Source organism: Stenotrophomonas sp. YAU14D1_LEIMI4_1 (assembly GCF_003086815.1).
GTDB lineage: Bacteria > Pseudomonadota > Gammaproteobacteria > Xanthomonadales > Xanthomonadaceae > Stenotrophomonas.
The window spans coordinates 701,068-717,645 of record NZ_CP025997.1 but is presented as its reverse complement, the minus strand read 5'-3'; the positions used below and the strand labels follow the sequence as shown (position 1 = coordinate 717,645).

15 protein-coding genes are annotated in these 16,578 nt (G+C 68.6%); all 15 read right to left on the bottom strand.

Going from position 1 to position 16,578, the window contains the following annotated elements; all coding sequences use genetic code 11:
• Positions 1–191: 191 nt before the first annotated feature.
• The 15 genes from pncB to C1932_RS03100 all read right to left on the bottom strand — a co-directional run bounded on the left by pncB (position 192) and on the right by C1932_RS03100 (position 16,431).
• Positions 192–1,379, bottom strand: a complete 1,188-nt coding sequence (gene pncB / locus C1932_RS03170) for a nicotinate phosphoribosyltransferase (RefSeq protein ID WP_108761205.1) — start codon at positions 1,377–1,379, stop codon at positions 192–194.
• A 72-nt stretch (positions 1,380–1,451) separates the two neighbouring features.
• Positions 1,452–2,291, bottom strand: a complete 840-nt coding sequence (locus tag C1932_RS03165) for a glycosyltransferase family 2 protein (RefSeq protein WP_108761204.1) — start codon at positions 2,289–2,291, stop codon at positions 1,452–1,454.
• Positions 2,288–3,142: a glycosyltransferase gene (locus C1932_RS03160; protein WP_108755380.1), complete on the bottom strand. Its 855-nt coding sequence runs from the start codon at positions 3,140–3,142 to the stop codon at positions 2,288–2,290. Before C1932_RS03160 ends, C1932_RS03165 begins: the two co-directional genes overlap by 4 nt.
• A gap of 560 nt (positions 3,143–3,702) precedes the next feature.
• Positions 3,703–5,907: a type II secretion system secretin GspD gene (gspD, locus tag C1932_RS03155; protein ID WP_108761203.1), complete on the bottom strand. Its 2,205-nt coding sequence runs from the start codon at positions 5,905–5,907 to the stop codon at positions 3,703–3,705.
• A gap of 9 nt (positions 5,908–5,916) precedes the next feature.
• Positions 5,917–6,717, bottom strand: coding sequence for a general secretion pathway protein GspN (locus C1932_RS03150; protein ID WP_108761202.1), 801 nt, complete (start codon positions 6,715–6,717; stop codon positions 5,917–5,919).
• Complete coding sequence (gene gspM, locus C1932_RS03145; RefSeq protein WP_234412361.1) at positions 6,714–7,418, bottom strand: type II secretion system protein GspM; 705 nt, start codon at positions 7,416–7,418, stop codon at positions 6,714–6,716. Before gspM ends, C1932_RS03150 begins: the two co-directional genes overlap by 4 nt.
• Positions 7,399–8,553 (bottom strand): PilN domain-containing protein, encoded by a 1,155-nt coding sequence (locus C1932_RS03140; protein WP_108761200.1) that lies wholly within the window; start codon positions 8,551–8,553, stop codon positions 7,399–7,401. The genes gspM and C1932_RS03140 overlap by 20 nt, the downstream gene beginning before the upstream one ends.
• The gene (locus tag C1932_RS03135; RefSeq protein ID WP_108761199.1) at positions 8,550–9,413 is read right to left on the bottom strand and encodes a general secretion pathway protein GspK; all 864 of its coding nucleotides are present in this window, start codon (positions 9,411–9,413) and stop codon (positions 8,550–8,552) included. The genes C1932_RS03140 and C1932_RS03135 overlap by 4 nt, the downstream gene beginning before the upstream one ends.
• Positions 9,410–10,045 carry a type II secretion system protein J gene (locus tag C1932_RS03130; RefSeq protein WP_108752133.1) on the bottom strand — a complete coding sequence of 212 codons (636 nt, stop codon included), beginning with the start codon at positions 10,043–10,045 and terminating at the stop codon, positions 9,410–9,412. The genes C1932_RS03135 and C1932_RS03130 overlap by 4 nt, the downstream gene beginning before the upstream one ends.
• Positions 10,042–10,461 (bottom strand): prepilin-type N-terminal cleavage/methylation domain-containing protein, encoded by a 420-nt coding sequence (locus tag C1932_RS03125; protein WP_108761198.1) that lies wholly within the window; start codon positions 10,459–10,461, stop codon positions 10,042–10,044. The genes C1932_RS03130 and C1932_RS03125 overlap by 4 nt, the downstream gene beginning before the upstream one ends.
• On the bottom strand, positions 10,458–10,952 hold the full coding sequence (locus C1932_RS03120; RefSeq protein WP_108748473.1) for a GspH/FimT family pseudopilin: 495 nt from the start codon (positions 10,950–10,952) through the stop codon (positions 10,458–10,460). Before C1932_RS03120 ends, C1932_RS03125 begins: the two co-directional genes overlap by 4 nt.
• 6 nt (positions 10,953–10,958) lie before the next feature.
• Positions 10,959–11,402 (bottom strand): type II secretion system major pseudopilin GspG, encoded by a 444-nt coding sequence (gene gspG, locus C1932_RS03115; RefSeq protein ID WP_108748472.1) that lies wholly within the window; start codon positions 11,400–11,402, stop codon positions 10,959–10,961.
• A 49-nt stretch (positions 11,403–11,451) separates the two neighbouring features.
• Positions 11,452–12,672 carry a type II secretion system F family protein gene (locus C1932_RS03110; protein WP_108748471.1) on the bottom strand — a complete coding sequence of 407 codons (1,221 nt, stop codon included), beginning with the start codon at positions 12,670–12,672 and terminating at the stop codon, positions 11,452–11,454.
• 24 nt (positions 12,673–12,696) lie between these two features.
• On the bottom strand, positions 12,697–14,418 hold the full coding sequence (gspE, locus tag C1932_RS03105; protein WP_108752131.1) for a type II secretion system ATPase GspE: 1,722 nt from the start codon (positions 14,416–14,418) through the stop codon (positions 12,697–12,699).
• Between the two features lie 150 nt (positions 14,419–14,568).
• Positions 14,569–16,431: a S8 family peptidase gene (locus tag C1932_RS03100; RefSeq protein ID WP_108763341.1), complete on the bottom strand. Its 1,863-nt coding sequence runs from the start codon at positions 16,429–16,431 to the stop codon at positions 14,569–14,571.
• Positions 16,432–16,578: the final 147 nt, after the last annotated feature.

The following is a 16,578-nucleotide window of genomic DNA, read 5'->3' as shown; positions in this document are numbered from 1 at the left end:
TTTCGACAACGATCTGTAGGTTCATGGGCGAGCAGGCAGGAAAAAACTGCAGCGGAGACGGTGCAATTGATGACGCGCGTCACAATTGCGTGGCATGGACGGCATCATACCGTCGATCTTCACGCTTGCGGCATCAACACACAGTCAACACGTCAACCTGACGCGCGCACCCGACGGCACGCGCCGCTGCCTTATGCCGATCCCGCGGGGGGAAGTTCGAACACCTGCCGCAGGTAAGCCAGGTAGCCGGGGTCGTCGCACATGCTCTTGCCCGGCGAATCGCTGAGCTTGGCCACCGGCTGGCCGTTGCAGCGGACCATCTTGATGACGATGTTGAGCGGGGTCGGGCCCAGGTCGTTGGTCAGGTGCGTACCCACGCCGAAGGCCACCTGGCAGCGGCCACGGAAGTAATCGTACAGGCGCATGACCTTGGTGATGTCCAGGCCATCGCTGAACACCAGGACCTTGCTGCGGGCATCCACGCGGCGTTGCTGGAAGTGCGCCAGCATGCGGTCGCCCCAGTCGAAGGGGTCGCCCGAATCGTGGCGCACGCCGTCGAACAGCTTGCAGAAGTACATGTCGAAGTCGCGCAGGAAGGCATCCAGCCCGACCACGTCGGACAGTGCGATTCCCAGGTCGCCGCGGTACTCGCGCGCCCACGATTCCAGCGCCGCCACCTGCGAATCGCGCAGGCGCGGCCCCAGTGCCTGGAAGGCCTGCAGGTATTCGTGGGCCATGGTGCCGTGCGGGGTCATGCCGTACAGGCGGGCGAAATGCACGTTGCTGGTGCCCACCAGCTGCGGGCCCAGCGCATCGCGCAGCAGCGGCAGCAAGCGTGCATGCCAGTCGCGCGAATAACGCCGGCGGCTGCCATAGTCGGCAATGCGGCACTGTTCGAAACCGGGGGTATCGCGCAGCAGCGCGGCCTTGGCCTGCAGGCGGCGCTCGCCTTCGGCGAAATCGGCGGTGGTGGTGTTGCGGAACCAGACTTCGTTGATGATCGCCAGCAGCGGCACTTCAAACAGAATGGTGTGCAGCCACGGCCCGGTGATGTCCAGGTCGATCTCGCCGGGTACGGTCTGCGACGGGCGCAGGCGGATGTACTTGCGGTCCAGGTGGAACAGGCCGAGGAAATCGGCGAAGTCCGGCTTCACGAAGCGCAGGCCGCGCATGTAGTCCAGCTCGGCATCGGTGAAGCGCAGGCTGCACAGATGGTCGATTTCTTCATCGATCTGTTCGATGTAGCGCGCCAGGTCGATACCGGGGTTGCGGCACTTGAACCGGTACTGCACCTGGGCGCTGGGGTACTGGTGCAGCACCGCCTGCATCATGGTGAACTTGTACAGGTCGGTGTCGAGCAGGGACTGGATGATGGCCATGACGCCATTATGCGCCCGATCAGGTGAATCGCGTTCCCGCAATCGGGCCAATACCCCGCCCCTGCCCGGCGGTCAGAGCGCCTTGCGCAGCAACCGGGGGACCAGCATCAGCGCATGCGCCCAGATCGCGCCCCACACCAGCCCCCGCACCGGCCACGAACGCTGCTTCGCCTCGAACTTGCTGAAGTAGCGCCACAGGCCGCGATGCTTGTGCCATTCCACGAAGAACGGCCGTGAGCGGCTGGAGACCCCACGCACATGGGTGACCTGCAGATCGTTGGCGATGGCCACCACCCCGCCCGCGTCGCGCACGCGGCGGCACAAGTCCAGGTCTTCGGCATGCAGGCGGTACCCCGCATCCCAGCCACCGATGCGGTCGAACAGGGTGCGCGGCATCAGCAGCAGCGCGCCGGACAGGGCCGGCACCACCTGCAGCGTCTGCTGCGGATCACGCGGGATGGCCAGCCGGCCACCACGGCGCGGCGAGCGCAGCATGGCCAGGAAATCCGGATCGCGGCGGCGCACGGCATCGTCGGCCTGGCCCTGCTCGTCCACCTGTTCCACCCCCAGCAGCGTATCCCCCAGGCCTTCGGCGCGCGCGCGCAGCGCGGCCAGGGTATCGGGCTCGACCATCAGGTCCGGGTTGATGAAGGCCAGCCAGGGGCTGTGCGAATCGGCCACGCCCTGGTTGTTGGCCGCAGCGAAGCCGGGGTTGTCCGGATTGCCGATGAAGCGCACGCGCGCATCGTGGCTGGCATGGCGCTGGATGATGTCCAGCGTGTCGTCCAGCGAGCCGTTGTCGATGACCCGGATTTCGGCCACGTCCTGCGACTGGCGCAGCCGCGACAGGCAGGCATCGATGGTGCTGCCGCTCTGGTAGGTCACAACGATGGCGGCGATGGCGGACTTCAAGCGGGCGACTCCGGCGGCGATGGCTGCGCGAACAGGTCGCCCTGCCCGCGCGGCATTATCGCCTGCTGCAGCTGCTGTTGCAGATCCTGGCGCAATCCGTGCAGCGGGTCGTGCATCAGGAAATCGGCCAACCGCGGCATCCAGCCGGGCCAGCGCGCGGCCAGCGCTTCCAGGTCACCTTCGCGGCTGGGCGCTTCGCCGGCGCGGCTGACGAAGGCGTTCTCGCACAGCACGTTGCGCCAGCCCAGGCCGGCCATGCGCAGGCTCAGGTCCACCAGCGCGGCGTTCCATCCCAGGTAGCTGTCCACGTCCAGGCCACCGGCACGGCGGCGCGCGTTGCCGCGCACCAGCACCGCATGGGTCACCGCCGAGGGCAGTTCGGGGTGCAGGCTGGGCAAGGCGGCGCAGGTATGTGCCAGCAGGGCCGGATCAGCCGGTTCCGGATTGATCTCACCCAGCCGCGGCCAGGCGGCGGTTTCGCCGGCGTTGCACCAGGGTGTGGCGGTGGCGATAGCTGCATCACGGGCGAAGCAGGCCTGCAGCTGTTGCAGCCAACCGGGCGCTGGCACGCAGTCCGGCGCGAGCACGGCCACATCCAGCCCTTCGCAGGCACGCAGCATTTCATCCAGGTGGGCCACTTCGCCCAACGGTCGCGCGCGACGGGTGTATTCGGCCTGCAGCGGTGTATGCGCCAGCCAGTGTTCAACCACGGCCTGCGCACGCGGCCCGGCCTGTGCATCGTCGGCCAACCAGACGGCGGTACCGGGTGCGGTACCGGCATCCAGCGCGGCCAGGCAGCGGTCCAGTACGGCATCGTCCACGCCCAGCGGCAACAACACGATCGCCCCCATCCCGCCTCCGTGGTTGTCGTTGGGCGAAGGGTAGCACTGGCCGGGTTGCACCCGGCAGCCCTGTAGAGTCGAGCCATGCTCGACTGAAGCAACATCAAAGGCGGGCTATCCGTGGGTTGGCGGGGTGGGTCCGGTTGCGGGGGACGCCGTAAACCCATCCATGGGGGCTTGGCCGCGGCATCCATGCCGCGGATACCCCCGCAACCGGACCCACCCCGCCTTCGACAGTTTCCAGCGATCTGTTGGAACAGCTCGGGGGCGGATCCCGTTGCTGCGCAACGGGCTCTCACCCCAGATGGTTTTGGATATCTGAAAGAGGTGTCGACCAAGGTCGACACCTACCAACAGCATAGGGGAACTGTCAGAGGTGGGGCGGTGTGGGTGGGCAGGACCGCAGGCGCCATGGATGGCGCCTACGAGCCCCCATGGGCGGGTTTACGGCGTGTCCTGCCCACCCACACCGCCCCGCCCCCCACGGAATGCCCGCTTTTGCCGTTGCCGTTGCTGCAGTCGAGCAAGCTCGACTCTACGCGGGTGCAGGGCTGCAAGCCCTGCCGGCCTTATTTCTTGCGGGCGCTGGGGGCGATCGGCTCCATGGCGCGGAAGCGGCTGCTGTATTCGTCGGTCAGCGCGCGCGCTTCCTGGCCGTTGCGCACGATTGTCGGGGTCAGCAGCACGATCACTTCCGAACGACGGCTGTTGCGCGTCTTGCTGCCGAACAGCGCACCCACCACGGGAATCCGGCTCAGGCCCGGAATGCCGTTGTGGCCATCGGTGCCCGAATCGGTGATCAGGCCCGCGAGCATGATGGTGTCGCCACTCTGGATGGCCGCTTCGGTGGACAGCTTGCGGGTGGAAATGCGCGGGTTGCACTGGGTGCGAGTCGGATCGCAGTTGGCCGCCACTTCGCCGGCGCTGCTCACTTCCTGCACGATGTCCATGAACACCGTGCCATCCCGGGTCACCCGCGGGCGCACCTTCAGGATCACGCCGGTGTCGATGTACTGCACCTGGCTGTAGGTGTTGTCGGTGCCCACGCCGGTGTTCACCGACACCGTGCTGATCGGCACCTTGTCGCCCACGTTCAAGGTGGCTTCGGCATTGTTGCGCACGAAGATCGACGGGGTCTGCAGCAGGCGCAGGTCGGTGACCTTGTCCAGCGCGCTGACCACTGCGGCGGCATTCTTGCCCAGGAAGGTCCAGCCCAGCCCTTCGCTGCCGGTGATCGCGCCGGCGAAGGTGCCCCACACGTTGCGGCCCAGGGCGCTGGGCAGGGTGGCATCGCCGGTGGCACCGGGGAAGGTCTGGCCCTGCACGGCGTTCTCGAAGTACCAGTTCACGCCGTAGCTCAGTTCGCCCTGCAGCGAGACTTCGGCCACCTGCGCTTCGATGTGCACCTGCAGCGGCATGACGTCCAGCTTCTCGATCACTTCGCGGATCGACCGCCAGGCCTGCGGGGTGGCGCGTACCAGAAGCGCATTGGTTTCTTCCACTGCCGAAACGCCGACGGTGTCGCCTTCCACGTCCAGGCTGACGCTGATGTTGCCTTCCTGGCGCTGCGGCAGGTTCATGGTGCTGGCCATTCCGCTGCTGCTGGAACCCGTGCTGCCCAGCGTGCTGCTGTCGGTGCGGGTGTCGGTCTGGCCAGTGCTGTCCAGCTGCATCGGCTGCGCACCCGGGGCCAGCGTGGTGGCACTGCCGCGGTTGTTGCGGTTGTTGCTGCTGGCAAACGCTTCGGACAGGCGCTGGGCCAGGTCACGCGCCTTGATGTAGCGCAGTTCATAGGAGAACAGGCGGGCGCTGCCACCGGCGGTGTCGATGCGGTCCAGCCACTGCTGGATCTGGTCCAGGTAGCGCGCCTGCGGGGTGATGACCAGCACGGCGTTGGCGTTTTCCAGCGGCAGGAAACGCAACATGCCGGCGCTGGGCGTCTTGCTGTCTTCGCCGAAGACTTTTTCCAGATCGGCAGCGACCTGCTCGGCCTTGCCGGACTGGATCGGGAACACGCCCACCGACATGCCCGACAGCCAGTCCACATCGAAGATCTCGACGGTGTGCAGGTAGTTTTCCAGTTCGGCACGGGTGCCGCCCAGGGTAATCACGTTGCGCCCGGTATCGACGTTGACGATGGCGTTGGGCCGCGCGTACGGCTCCAGCACCTTCTTCATTTCGCTGGCGGAGATGAACTGCAGCGGGACCACCCGCACCTCGAAGCCACGGGCGCTGGAGGCCGGCGCGGTGCTGGGCGCGACCGTGCCGGCCAGGGCCTGGTCGGCGGCGACGATGTTGTAGCGACCGCCGCTGTAGACCATGCGCGCGTTGTTCCAGCCCAGCACCATCTCCAGCAGGTTCAGTGCCTGTGCCGGCGACACCGGCTTGGGCGTGGCCAGGGTGACCGTGCCCTGCACGCCCGGTGCGATCACGTAGTTCTGGCCCAGCATGTCACCCAGGATGGCCTTGACCACCGCGTGTACCGATTCGCCCTCGAAGTTGAAGGTGGCACTGCCGCTGCTGGCGGTATTGAGCGCCGGCGACGGTGCGCGCGCGGCCTCGCGGTTGATCATGGTGCCGCTGCCACGACGGATGACCGCCTGCGGCGCGCCGCTCTGGCCATCACCTTCGGCCACCTGCGCATCGGCGGCGGCCTGGCCGGCCGGCGGCGTGGGTTGCGGGTTGCCGTTGCGCTGCACGTGCGGGCCGGACACCGTGGTGCAGCCGACCAGCAGCGCAAGGAGGAACGAGGAAGAAAGGAAACGCAGGTTCATGCATTCACTCTATCGGTTGGTGCCATCGCCCGTGGGCGGCGACGGTTGTTGCTGCTGCTGTTGTTGCTGCTGCAGCTGACGGCGACGGGCCTGGATGCGTTCGCGGATGGCCTGCATCTGCGCTTCGCTGGGACCGTTGGCATTGGTGTTGGGGGCGGGCGTGCTCTGCGCCGCCGGACCGGCAGTCGCGGAGGCCGCCAGGTCGACCGGGCGCTGGGCGCTGCTGTTGCTGCCGCTGGCCGGGCTGGGTGGCGGTGGCGGCACCACCACGCCGGCCGGCGGCACCGCACCATTGGCCCCGCGCAGCACGGTCGGCGGTTCGCCGCCCTGCCCGTTGAAGGTGGCCAGTTCCAGCACCTGGTTGCCCGACGGGCCGATCACGGTCGCCTGGCGCGGTTCCAGCGCGACCAGCTGCCAGCCGTCCACGGCCTCGCCGTTCAGGCGCAGGCGCAGCGAGCGGTTCTGTTCGGTGGTGAAGGTGGCCATGCTGAAACTGTCGGTCAGCAGCACGCCGGTCAGGCGCAGGGCCGCGCTGGCGGCCGGTTCGCTGCCGCCCAGCAGGTACGGGCGCGGGCGCCGGTCTTCGGCAAACAGCGGACGTTCGCTGATGGCGCTGTAACTGTCGGCCGCGGCCATGCGTTCGGGCGCCAGTGGCGGCAGCGAGGGCAATGCTGCGGCACGGCCGGTATCGTCCGGGCCCGCTGGCAGGCGGCTGCCCAGGCCGAAGCCGGTGGCCAGCCACAAGGCGCCCGCCCAACCGGCCACGGCCAGCAGCAGCCCCGTGCGCAGGGGTAGCGCATCGAGTTTCATTCGGCGCCCTCCCCTGCATCGGAATCGGCGGCGGCATCCGCGGCCGGCTCAGCCGGGGCGGCTGCTTCCGGTGCAACGACCGCGGCGTTGGCAACCGCCGGCGCTGCGCTGTCGGCGGCCGCGCCGGGCAACAGGTAACCGGCCAGCTCGAAGGACACATCCAGGCCCAGGCCGGATTCATTGGCCGACTGCTGGAAACGCTGCGCGATCAGGTTCAGGTTGTCCACGAACAGACGCGGACTGCCGGTTTCCAGGCTGTGCAGCACGGTGGCCAGTTCGGCCACGCCACAGCGCAGCCGCACCTGCATGGCCACGCGCACGAATTCGGCATCGCGTCGGTTGTCGGTCAGCGGCGTGCGGTTGCTGATGGTGCAGCTGCGGTTGCCGGGGCTGGCCATGGCCACCGCATCCTGCAGCCGTGCGCCCAGCGCGGCGGCAGCCGCTTCGGCAGTGGCTTCGCGCAGGAAGCCGGGGCGCTGTTCCAGCACCTGGCGGGTTTCCGTCAAGCGTTGTTCGATCTGCGGCTGCTGCTGCAGCTGCGCGTGCACGCGCTGCTGGCGTTCGCGCAGCGCGGCCACGTCTTCGTTGATGGCCAGCAGCGGCTGGGTGAACCAGGGGTGCACCAGCAGCAGGTAGGCCACGCCCAGCACGGCCAGCAGCAGGGCCAGCGCCAGCCAGCGGTCACGGCGCGGGTTGGGCATCGGCATCGGCCGCCTCCTTGCGTACAGCGGGGGCGGGAGCGGTCGGCAACGGCTGCAGTTCGGCGGTCAGGGTGAAGCGGTCGCGGCCACTGCTGGCGCCGTCGGCCTGCAGCACGCCGGTCAGGTTCACCTTGCGCCACTGCGGCGCATCCTGCAGCAGCGCCACCAGTTGCGATGCCTGCCCACTAAGCCCGATCAACTGCAGGCTGTTGTTCTCGATCGCCAGTTTTTCCAGATAGGTGCCGTCGGGCAGGCGCCGGGTCAGCTCGGTCCACAGTTCCACCGTGGTGGCACGCTGGCTGCGCTGCTTTTCAAGGAAGGCCGCGCCGTCGATCAGCGCCTGCAGCTGGCTGCGTTCACTGGCCACGCCGCGGGCACTGCGGGCGCTGCGCTCGACCTGTTCGCGCAGGGCGTCGGCGGCGTCGCGCCGGTTGTCCAGCAACTGCAGTGCGGCCAGCACCAGCATCAGCAGCGCCGCAGCCGCCAACACCAGGTTCCAGCGGCGGCTGGGATCCACGCGGCGCTGGCGTTGCGCCGACGGCAGCAGGTTCACCTGCAGCGTGTGGCCGTGTTCGTCGATGGCATCCACGCCGGCCAGGGCATCGGCCCAGTCACCGGCCTGGCTGCGCCAGGTGTCCAGCTGGCGCAGCGGCCAGGCGACCAGCTCGACCTGCAGCAGGCCGTCGCCGACCATGCCCAGGGCGCGTACGTCGTAGCTGACCTGGCCGGCCTCGAAGGGCGTTTGCCGGTCGATTTCATAGCCCACCACGGCGTGCAGGCGATCGGCGGCGGCGCTGGGCAGGCGCAGGCTGCGGCGCAGCACCTGTGCCACCGGCAGCAGCCAGACGCGCGGCAGGCGCCGCAGGCGCGGTTCCAGCACGCGGTCCAGATCGGCCGGCGCCAGCGGCCACGGCAGGCGCACCACGCGTTCGGGGCCGGCACTGCCATCACGCCAGACCTGCACCTGGTCGCCGTCGCGCTGCAGCAGCAGGCGTGCCTGCGACCAGCCCAGCGCCCACTGCCAGCGTGCCGGCACCCAGGCCAGCAACGATTGCCGCCACCAGCGCAGGAAATGGCCGACGCCAGGGCCGATCCGGCCCTGCGCCTGCCGCACGCTGTCCTGCCATGCTGTCATCTTGCTGCCATTCCCTGCTCCCAGCGAAGCACTGTGTAGGTCTGGCCGGGCACTCCGCCCGAGCCGTTGCGTACCACCGCCTTCAGAACCGACTGGCGTCCACTGCCGTCGATGGCGCGGCACTCGATACTATAGGTGCCGCTGCCGCTGGCAAGGGTCGACGTGCCCGCACCTGAATCTTCGTCACGCTCCTGCTGGGCCCGTTGCGCCAATACCTGCTCGGCGTCCAGCCCTAACGCCGCCAGCACCGGGGCAGTGGCGAAGCGCGGATCGGGCCGCGCCGTGCGGCTGTACAGGGTGATGTGCGGCAGCATGGCCTGGTACAGCGCCGCGCGCATGCCCAGCACCCGCTGCAGCTCGCCCAGGGTTTCGAAGCGCTTGTTGCGCGGGCCGTACGGCAGGCCGGCCGCTGCGTAATCGGGCGCTTCGGCGCCGCCGCCGGGCTGCTGCAGACTGTCCTCGTCACGCCAGTCGATGATGGCCCCGGCCAGCCGCTGCGCATCGTCGGGGCTTTCGCCCAATGCCTTCAGGAAGGCGGTGAGCAGCGCGGCGTCGGCGACATTCAGGTTGATCTTGCCGTTCTCGTCCACCACGCGGATATCCACGCGGGCATCGTCGAACTGCCACCGGTAGGTGCGGCCGTCGGCCTGCCAGGCCGGGCGCTGCGGATCGGCGCGCAGGCGCATCAGCGCATATTCCAGGCCGGCACGTGCGCGTTCCTGGCCGCGCCCGTCGTCATCCAGCACCCGCTGCTGCAGGTGCTCGACCCGGGCGGTCAGCGCGAATGCGCCCACCAGTGCGGTCATCAGCGCGATCAGCCACAGCACCAGCACCAGCGCGGCCCCGCGCCTGGTCCTCATCGGATGCCTCCGGCGGCACCACCGGCGCGCAGGGCGACCACCAGCGGCGGCCAGGCCGGGCCGCGCGCGGGCCGCACCTGCACTTCCACCAGCAACGGCAGGCGGCGGGTATCGTCCCAGCGCGGCAACCAGTCGGTCATCTGGCCGCTGGCTGCATCCACGCCGCGGTAGCGCAGCTGCACATCGCGCAGATGCTCGGCCAGCACTTCCGGCGCACGCGGCGGGGTTTCCGGCAGCTGTTCGCCTTCCTGCAGCAGCACCAGGCCCAGCAGCAGGCGGCGCTCGCCGGCCTGGCCCTCCACCTGCAGCGCATGCAGGTAGGGGCCGCCGCGGCCCAGGTAACCCGGCAGATCGGCCACGAACTGCATGCCGCTTTCATCGCCACTGAAGTACACCGGCTCGCGGGTGGGGTCCGGTACTTCCATCGGACTGCGCAGCGCCGCACTCAACTGCCGCCGCAGCAGCCCCTGCACCGCGCGCATGCGCTCGCTGTCGGCGGCGATCTGTTCACCACGCTGGCTGACCGCCATGGCCGAGCGCACGCTGGCAAACGCCAGCGCCAGGCCGCCGGCCAGCAGCACGGTGGCCAGCATCACTTCCACCAGGGTGAAGCCGCGTGCCTGCCGTTTCACCGTGCACGCTCCAGGTCCGGCGGCAGCAGGCGCAGGCTGCGCCAACGCAATTGCTCGCGCGCGCCATCGCCCCAGCGCACCTGCAACTGCAGTTCGGCCAGCCAGGGCGCGCCGGGAGAATCGGCGACCGGCGCGTTGCCTGCGCGCGGCTCCACCCAGGGCTGCACCTGCAGTTCCCACTGGAAGCGCCCCTGCTCCCACTCGCCCTGCTGGCGCCCGGCCTGCAGCGGCTCCTCCACCCCGGCGGCGGCCAGCAACGATTGCGCATGCAGCACCGCGCGGGTACGCAGCTCGGCGTCCTTTACCTGCCGCGCACCGCCGGACAGGCTGCCCAGCAGCAAGGTCAGCGCCAGGCCCAGCAAGGCGAAGGCCACGATCACTTCCAGCAGGGTGAAGCCACGCGCGCGCCGCTTCATTGCGCCTGCCACGGGCCGGAACGTACTTCGCCGGTCAGCCAGCCCACGTCGATGCGCCATTCGGCGCTGTCGCGCTGCAGGCGGATGCGGCCACCACTGGCGCCGCCGTCCGGATGGAACTCGATCACGCCCTGCCCTGCGCCAGTGGACAACTGCGCTGCGCCTTCGAACTGCACCTGCAGGGTTTCCGGCAGCGTGCCCTGGCGCTGGTTGGCACCGGTCCAGCGGTGCTGCGCCGGTTCGATCACGAACCGCTGCGGTTCGCCCCGCGCGATGGCTTGGGCGCGCACCATGCGCAACTGGTTGGCGATGTCCTTGCCGGCACTGCGCAGCTGCATGCCGGCAAAGCCGCGCGACAGGCCGGCGGCGGTGATCAGGCCGATGGCGGCGATCAGCGCGATCACCAGCAGCATTTCCAGCAGCGACAGGCCCGCTGCGCGCCTGCCGTGCAGGCGCGGGCGGGGCAACCGGCGCGGCAGGATGCGGGTCATGCAGGCTTACGGCTCGTAGCGGATATCGGCATCGACACTGCTGCCGCCCTGCTTGCCATCCTTGCCCAGGCTGATCAGATCGTAGGGCTGGCCTTCACCCGGTGCGCGGTATTCCAGCGCATGCCCCCACGGGTCGTTCAGATCGGCCGCCTTGGCATACGGGCCCAGCCAGCCACCGGTACCGGCCGGGGCGTTGATCAGGTCTTCCAGCGTGCCCGGCAGCTTGCCGGTATCGAGCTGGTAGTTGTCGATCTTCGATGCCACGGTCTGCACCTGCGCCTTGGCGATGTTGGCCTTGCCGCGGTCGGCGCCGCCCAGCACGCGGCTGGCGACCAGGGTCAGCACCGCGCCGATCAGCACGATGACGATGATGATTTCCAGCAGGCTCATGCCCGACTGGTGGCGGGCGGCAGTGAAGGAAAGGCGGATCGGTCGACGGGAAGCAATCATGGTCGGTCCTTTCAGGTACGCAACAGCGGGAGTGTGGGAAGGGCCATCATCAACCGATGGCATTGGTCAGGTCGTACAGCGGCACCAGCACGGCCACGATCACCGCGCCTACCACCGAGGCCAGCACCAGGGTGATGGCCGGCACCATGGCCGCCAGCAGGCGATCGATGCGGCGGGCACTGTCCTGTTCGAAGGTGTCGGCCGCCTTCAGCAGCATGGTGTCCAGCGCGCCGGATTCTTCGCCCACCTGGATCATCTGCAGGGCCAGGCGCGGGAAGCGCTTGCCGCGCGACAACGCCAGCGACAGGCCGGCACCGTTCTTCACTTCGTCTGCGGCGCTGTCCACATCGGTGGCCAGCGCGCGGTTGCCCAGCACGTTGCGGGCGATGCCCAGCGCCCCCAGCAGCGGCACGCCGTTGCGCAGCAGGGTGCCCAGGGTACGTGCCAGGCGTGCGGTTTCCAGTTCGCCCAGCAGGCGGCCGATGCCACGGCGCTGCAGCAGCCAGCCATCCAGTGCCAGGCGGAACGCGGGCTGGCGCAGCTTGCGTTCCAGCAGCAGCACCAACACCGCCGGCACCACCAGCAGCAGGATCCACCAGTCGCGCACGAACAGGCCGATCTGCAGCACGATGTTGGTGAACCATGGCAGCGCCACGTCCAGGCTTTCGTACATCTGCGCGAACTGCGGCACCACGTAGCCCAGCAGGAACAGCAGTGCGCCGCCCACCACCACCAGCAGGATGGCCGGGTAGACCAGGGCATTGACCACCTTGCCCTGCAGCGCGCGGCTGCGTTCCAGGTAATCGGCCAGGCGCTGCAGCGTGTCGTGCAGGCTGCCACCGGCTTCGCCGGCACGCACCATGTTCACGTACAGGCGCGAGAACAGACCGTGCTGCCGTTCCAGCGCGGTGGACAGCGGCGCGCCGCCACGCACCACGTCGCGGATGTCGGTGATCGCCCGGCGCGAACGCTCGTCTTCGGGCAGGCCGAGCAGGATCGACAGTGCGCGATCCAGCGGCTGCCCAGCGGCCAGCAAGGTGGCCAGCTGCTGGGTGAACTGCAGCAACGCCGCGCCCTGCAGCGGCCGCGGCCGGAACAGGCCGCGCAGGCTGCTGCCGCCAACGGCGCCGCCATCGGCCAGCCGGGTTTCCATGGGCAGGTGCCCCTGGTCCTGCAGACGCGCGATCAGCTCGGCTTCGCTGGCCGCTTCCATCTGGCCATCGAAGACTTCGCCATGCGGGTTCAGCGCCTTGTAGCGGTAGTTCGGCATGTCAGCAGCAGGCTCCGGCGCGCATCAACCCTCCTCGGTCACGCGCAGTACTTCTTCGATGGTGGTCTGCCCACTCAACGCCTTGGCCAGGCCATCTTCATACATGGTGCGCATGCCGGCCTCGCGGGCGATGCGTTCGATCTCGCCCATGCCGTCGCGGCGCATCACCGCGCGCCGCAGCGCATCGTTCATCACCAGGAATTCCATGATGGTGGTGCGGCCCAGGTAACCGGTGGGCGCCAGCGCCGACGGCTTCGGGCGGAACAGATGGATGGTGCCCTGCGGCTGCAGGCGGCGCAGTTCGAAGCGTTCGATTTCCTCCGGCGAGGCCTCGTAGCGCTCAGCGTGGGTGGGCTCCAGGCGGCGAACCAGGCGTTGGGCCAGGATGCCGTTGATGGTGGACGTCAGCAGATAGTCTTCCACGCCCATGTCGAGCAGGCGGGTGATGCCACCGGCGGCGTTGTTGGTATGCAGTGTGGACAGCACCAGATGGCCGGTCAGCGCCGACTGGATCGCGATGCGCGCGGTTTCCAGATCGCGCATTTCGCCGATCATGATGATGTCCGGATCCTGGCGCACGATGCTGCGCAGCGCGTTGGCGAAATCCAGGCCGATCTGCGGCTTGGCCTGGATCTGGTTGATGCCTTCGATCTGGTACTCGACCGGGTCTTCGACGGTGATGATCTTGACGTCGGCGGTATTGAGCTGGCTGAGCGCGGTGTACAGCGTGGTGGTCTTGCCCGAGCCGGTGGGGCCGGTGACCAGCAGGATGCCGTGCGGCTGTTCCAGCACCTTGCGGAACTGCGGCAGGAAGGCATCGGTGAAACCGAGACGGTGGAAGTCGAACACCACGGTTTCGCGGTCGAGCAGGCGCATGACCACGCTTTCGCCGTGCGCGGTGGGTACGGTGCTGACGCGCAGGTCCAGTTCCTTGCCCTGCACGCGCAACATGATGCGGCCATCCTGCGGCAGGCGGCGCTCGGCGATGTTCAAGCGCGCCATGATCTTGATGCGGCTGATCACCGCCGCGGTCAGGTTGGCCGGCGGGCTTTCGCCTTCCACCAGCACGCCATCCACGCGGTAACGGACTTTCAACCGGCTTTCGAACGGTTCAACGTGGATATCCGAGGCGCGCAGTTCCACCGCCCGCTGGATGACCAGGTTGACCAGGCGGATGACCGGTGCTTCCGAGGCCAGGTCGCGCAGGTGTTCGATATCGTCCACCGCGCCGCCTTCACCATCGGCGGTTTCCACGATGGCGCCCATCGCGCTGCGGCCCTGGCCGAACCAGCGTTCAACCAGATCGTCGATTTCCGCGCGCATGCCCAGCACCGGGGTGACCGGTACGCCCAACGCCAGCTGCACGGCCTGCTGCGGGTAGGGATCGTGCGCATCGGCCAGCCACAGGCGTACCCCGTGTTCGTCCAGCGCCAACGGGCAGACATGGAACTGCTTGAGGAATCGCTGCGACAGCGGCAGCCCTTCGGCCAGCGACTGCGGCGGGGCCTCGGGCAACTGCTTGCCTTCCAGCAGCGGCAGGCCGAGCACGTCGGCGCTGGCCTGCGCCTGGTCACGTTCGGAGACCAGGCCCAGCCGCACCAGCAGCGCCAGCAGGCTGCCGCCGGCTTCGGCATGCAGCGGCCGCGCGCGCGCCAGGTCAGCATCCTTCAACCGGCCACGCGACAGCAGGGCATCCAGGATGCGGCCTTCGGCGTCGTCGTGGGCGGTAGCTGCGAGCGCGTTCACATGACTCTCCTGTCGATCGCCCTGACTTTAGCAGTTTGGCCGGGGTTTCCGCCGTCCTGCACGCGCAGGACCACAAAAGACGACGCCCGTCACCTTCCGGTAACGGGCGCCGCCAATTCACTTACGACAACATGTGCAACCGCTGGGCCGTTACTGGGTAGCCAGGATGGTCACGCCGCCGAATGCCGCCTCGCCCACCACCTTCACGTAGTAGGTGCCGGCAACCGGCTTGGCCACGCGCACGGTTTCGGTGTTGCCCGGGCGGGTCGACTTGGCATCGTTGTCGGTGGCGGTGGGCACGCGGCCCTGCGCCAGGTAGACCGACACGTTGCCGGTGCCGCCATAGGTCAGCACGCTCAGCTGCTTGCCGGCTTCAGCCTGGAAGGTGTAGACGGTTTCGCTGCCGGCAGCGCCGGCCACGCCACTGATGGCCACCTTGTTGGTCAGCGGGATGCCTTCCGGTTCGCAGTTCTCGGTGCACGGTTCCTTCAGCGCGGCATCCAGTGCGGCCTTGGCATCGACGATGCCGGTGCCGATCGGGGTGGCGGCCGGAATGGTGACCGGGAAGCGACGTGCCGACTGCTTCAGCAGCGTTTCCAGTTCAGCCGGGCTGAGCGGATCCTTGCCATTGGCAGCCAGTGCGCTCTGCACCAGGGCGGCCACGGCCGCCACGTGCGGCGAGGACATGGAGGTACCGCCCTTGCCCATCAGCACCCACTCACCGGCATCGGGGGTGGTGTCGGAGCTGGAGCCGACCTGCCAGATGTAGCCGTTCGGGTTGCCGTCCACGCTGCCACCGCCACCCGGTGCGGCCAGATCGACCACCGTGCCGTAGTTGGAGTAGTAGGTGATGCCGCCGGTGACGCGGGTGGCGCCGACCGAGACCACGTTGGCGCAGCTGGACGGACGGTAGTTGGCGGCGTTGTCGGTTTCGTTGCCGGCGGCTACCACCACCAGGGTGCCGCGCGAGACGGCGCCGTTGATCGCATCCTGGTAGGCCGCGTCGCACGCGCCGCCGCCGCCCAGGCTCATGTTGATGATTTCAGCCGGGGTGGTGTTGGCCGGAATGCCGGCCACGGTGCCACCGGAGGCCCAGGTGATGGCGTCGCTGATGTCGGCCAGGGTGCCGCCGCACTTGCCGAGCACGCGCACCGGCAGCACCTTGGCCTTGTAGGCCAGGCCTGCCAGCGCGCTGCCGTTGTTGGTCACTTCGGCGATGGTGCCGGCCACGTGGGTGCCGTGCCAGGAGCTGCCTTCCGGCTGCGAGCCGTTGTAGCACTCGTTGGCCGTTTCCACCCAGTCGCCGTAGTCGGTGGCGCCCGGCGCGCGGCCGTCGGTCGGGCGGCGCGAGGATTCCTTGTCGCTGATGAAGTCGTAGCCCGGCAGCAGGTTGTCGCCGAAGTCCGGCACGCCCGGCAGGATGCCGGTGTCGAGCACGGCCACGACCACGCCTTCGCCCTGCGAGACATCCCACGCCGCCGGCGCGTTCACGCCGCTGGTGGCGTTGTAGAAGTTCCACTGGTACTGGGCGTAGTTCGGATCGTTGGGCACCAGTGCCGGCTGCGCATTGCTGGCGCGCAGGTCCGAACGCTGCAGGCGCACGTTGGCCACGGCGTACTGCACCGACGGATCGGCGTTCAGTTCGGCCAGCACCTTCTTCATTTCCGCGCCGGCCAGGCGCGACTTCAGGCGGATCAGATCGCCACCGGTGCCCAGCTTGCGCTCGACCTGCGGCGACAGCGACAACGCGCGGCTGCTGGTGCCGCTGCTGACAATCGCGCGCGACAGCGCCGACTGCACGACGGTGAGCTTGCTCGAACGGTCACTGGCGGCGGCGGTACCGGTGCGGTACTTGACGATGATGCCGTCCACGGCCTGCTGGTCGGCGCTGGCCACACGGGCCGGTGCGCTGGGCGTGCCCGGATTGATCGCATGGGCGGCACCGACGCCGACCGTCAGCGACAGCACGGCGGCAGCCAGTACGTTGATGCGAAGGTTCTGCTTCTTGGTCACGTTCGAAATCCTCTTCAAGGTCATGGTTGAGCTTTCCTTCTCCACCCATTGCACGGGCGGAGCTCACTACGGCCATCATTCCCTGCGACTGCCCTGGCTGGCCCACCAGGGTTGCCGTGCCTCGCCCCCTCAGGCCTTCACTGCATG

Coding starts and splice junctions, on each gene's coding strand:
- pncB (WP_108761205.1), bottom strand. CDS start 1,379: ATGGCCATCATCCAGTCCCTGCTCGACACCGACCTGTACAAGTTCACC.
- C1932_RS03160 (WP_108755380.1), bottom strand. CDS start 3,142: ATGGGGGCGATCGTGTTGTTGCCGCTGGGCGTGGACGATGCCGTACTG.
- gspD (WP_108761203.1), bottom strand. CDS start 5,907: ATGAACCTGCGTTTCCTTTCTTCCTCGTTCCTCCTTGCGCTGCTGGTC.
- C1932_RS03150 (WP_108761202.1), bottom strand. CDS start 6,717: ATGAAACTCGATGCGCTACCCCTGCGCACGGGGCTGCTGCTGGCCGTG.
- gspM (WP_234412361.1), bottom strand. CDS start 7,418: ATGCCCAACCCGCGCCGTGACCGCTGGCTGGCGCTGGCCCTGCTGCTG.
- C1932_RS03140 (WP_108761200.1), bottom strand. CDS start 8,553: ATGACAGCATGGCAGGACAGCGTGCGGCAGGCGCAGGGCCGGATCGGC.
- C1932_RS03135 (WP_108761199.1), bottom strand. CDS start 9,413: ATGAGGACCAGGCGCGGGGCCGCGCTGGTGCTGGTGCTGTGGCTGATC.
- C1932_RS03125 (WP_108761198.1), bottom strand. CDS start 10,461: ATGAAGCGGCGCGCGCGTGGCTTCACCCTGCTGGAAGTGATCGTGGCC.
- C1932_RS03120 (WP_108748473.1), bottom strand. CDS start 10,952: ATGACCCGCATCCTGCCGCGCCGGTTGCCCCGCCCGCGCCTGCACGGC.
- gspG (WP_108748472.1), bottom strand. CDS start 11,402: ATGATTGCTTCCCGTCGACCGATCCGCCTTTCCTTCACTGCCGCCCGC.
- C1932_RS03110 (WP_108748471.1), bottom strand. CDS start 12,672: ATGCCGAACTACCGCTACAAGGCGCTGAACCCGCATGGCGAAGTCTTC.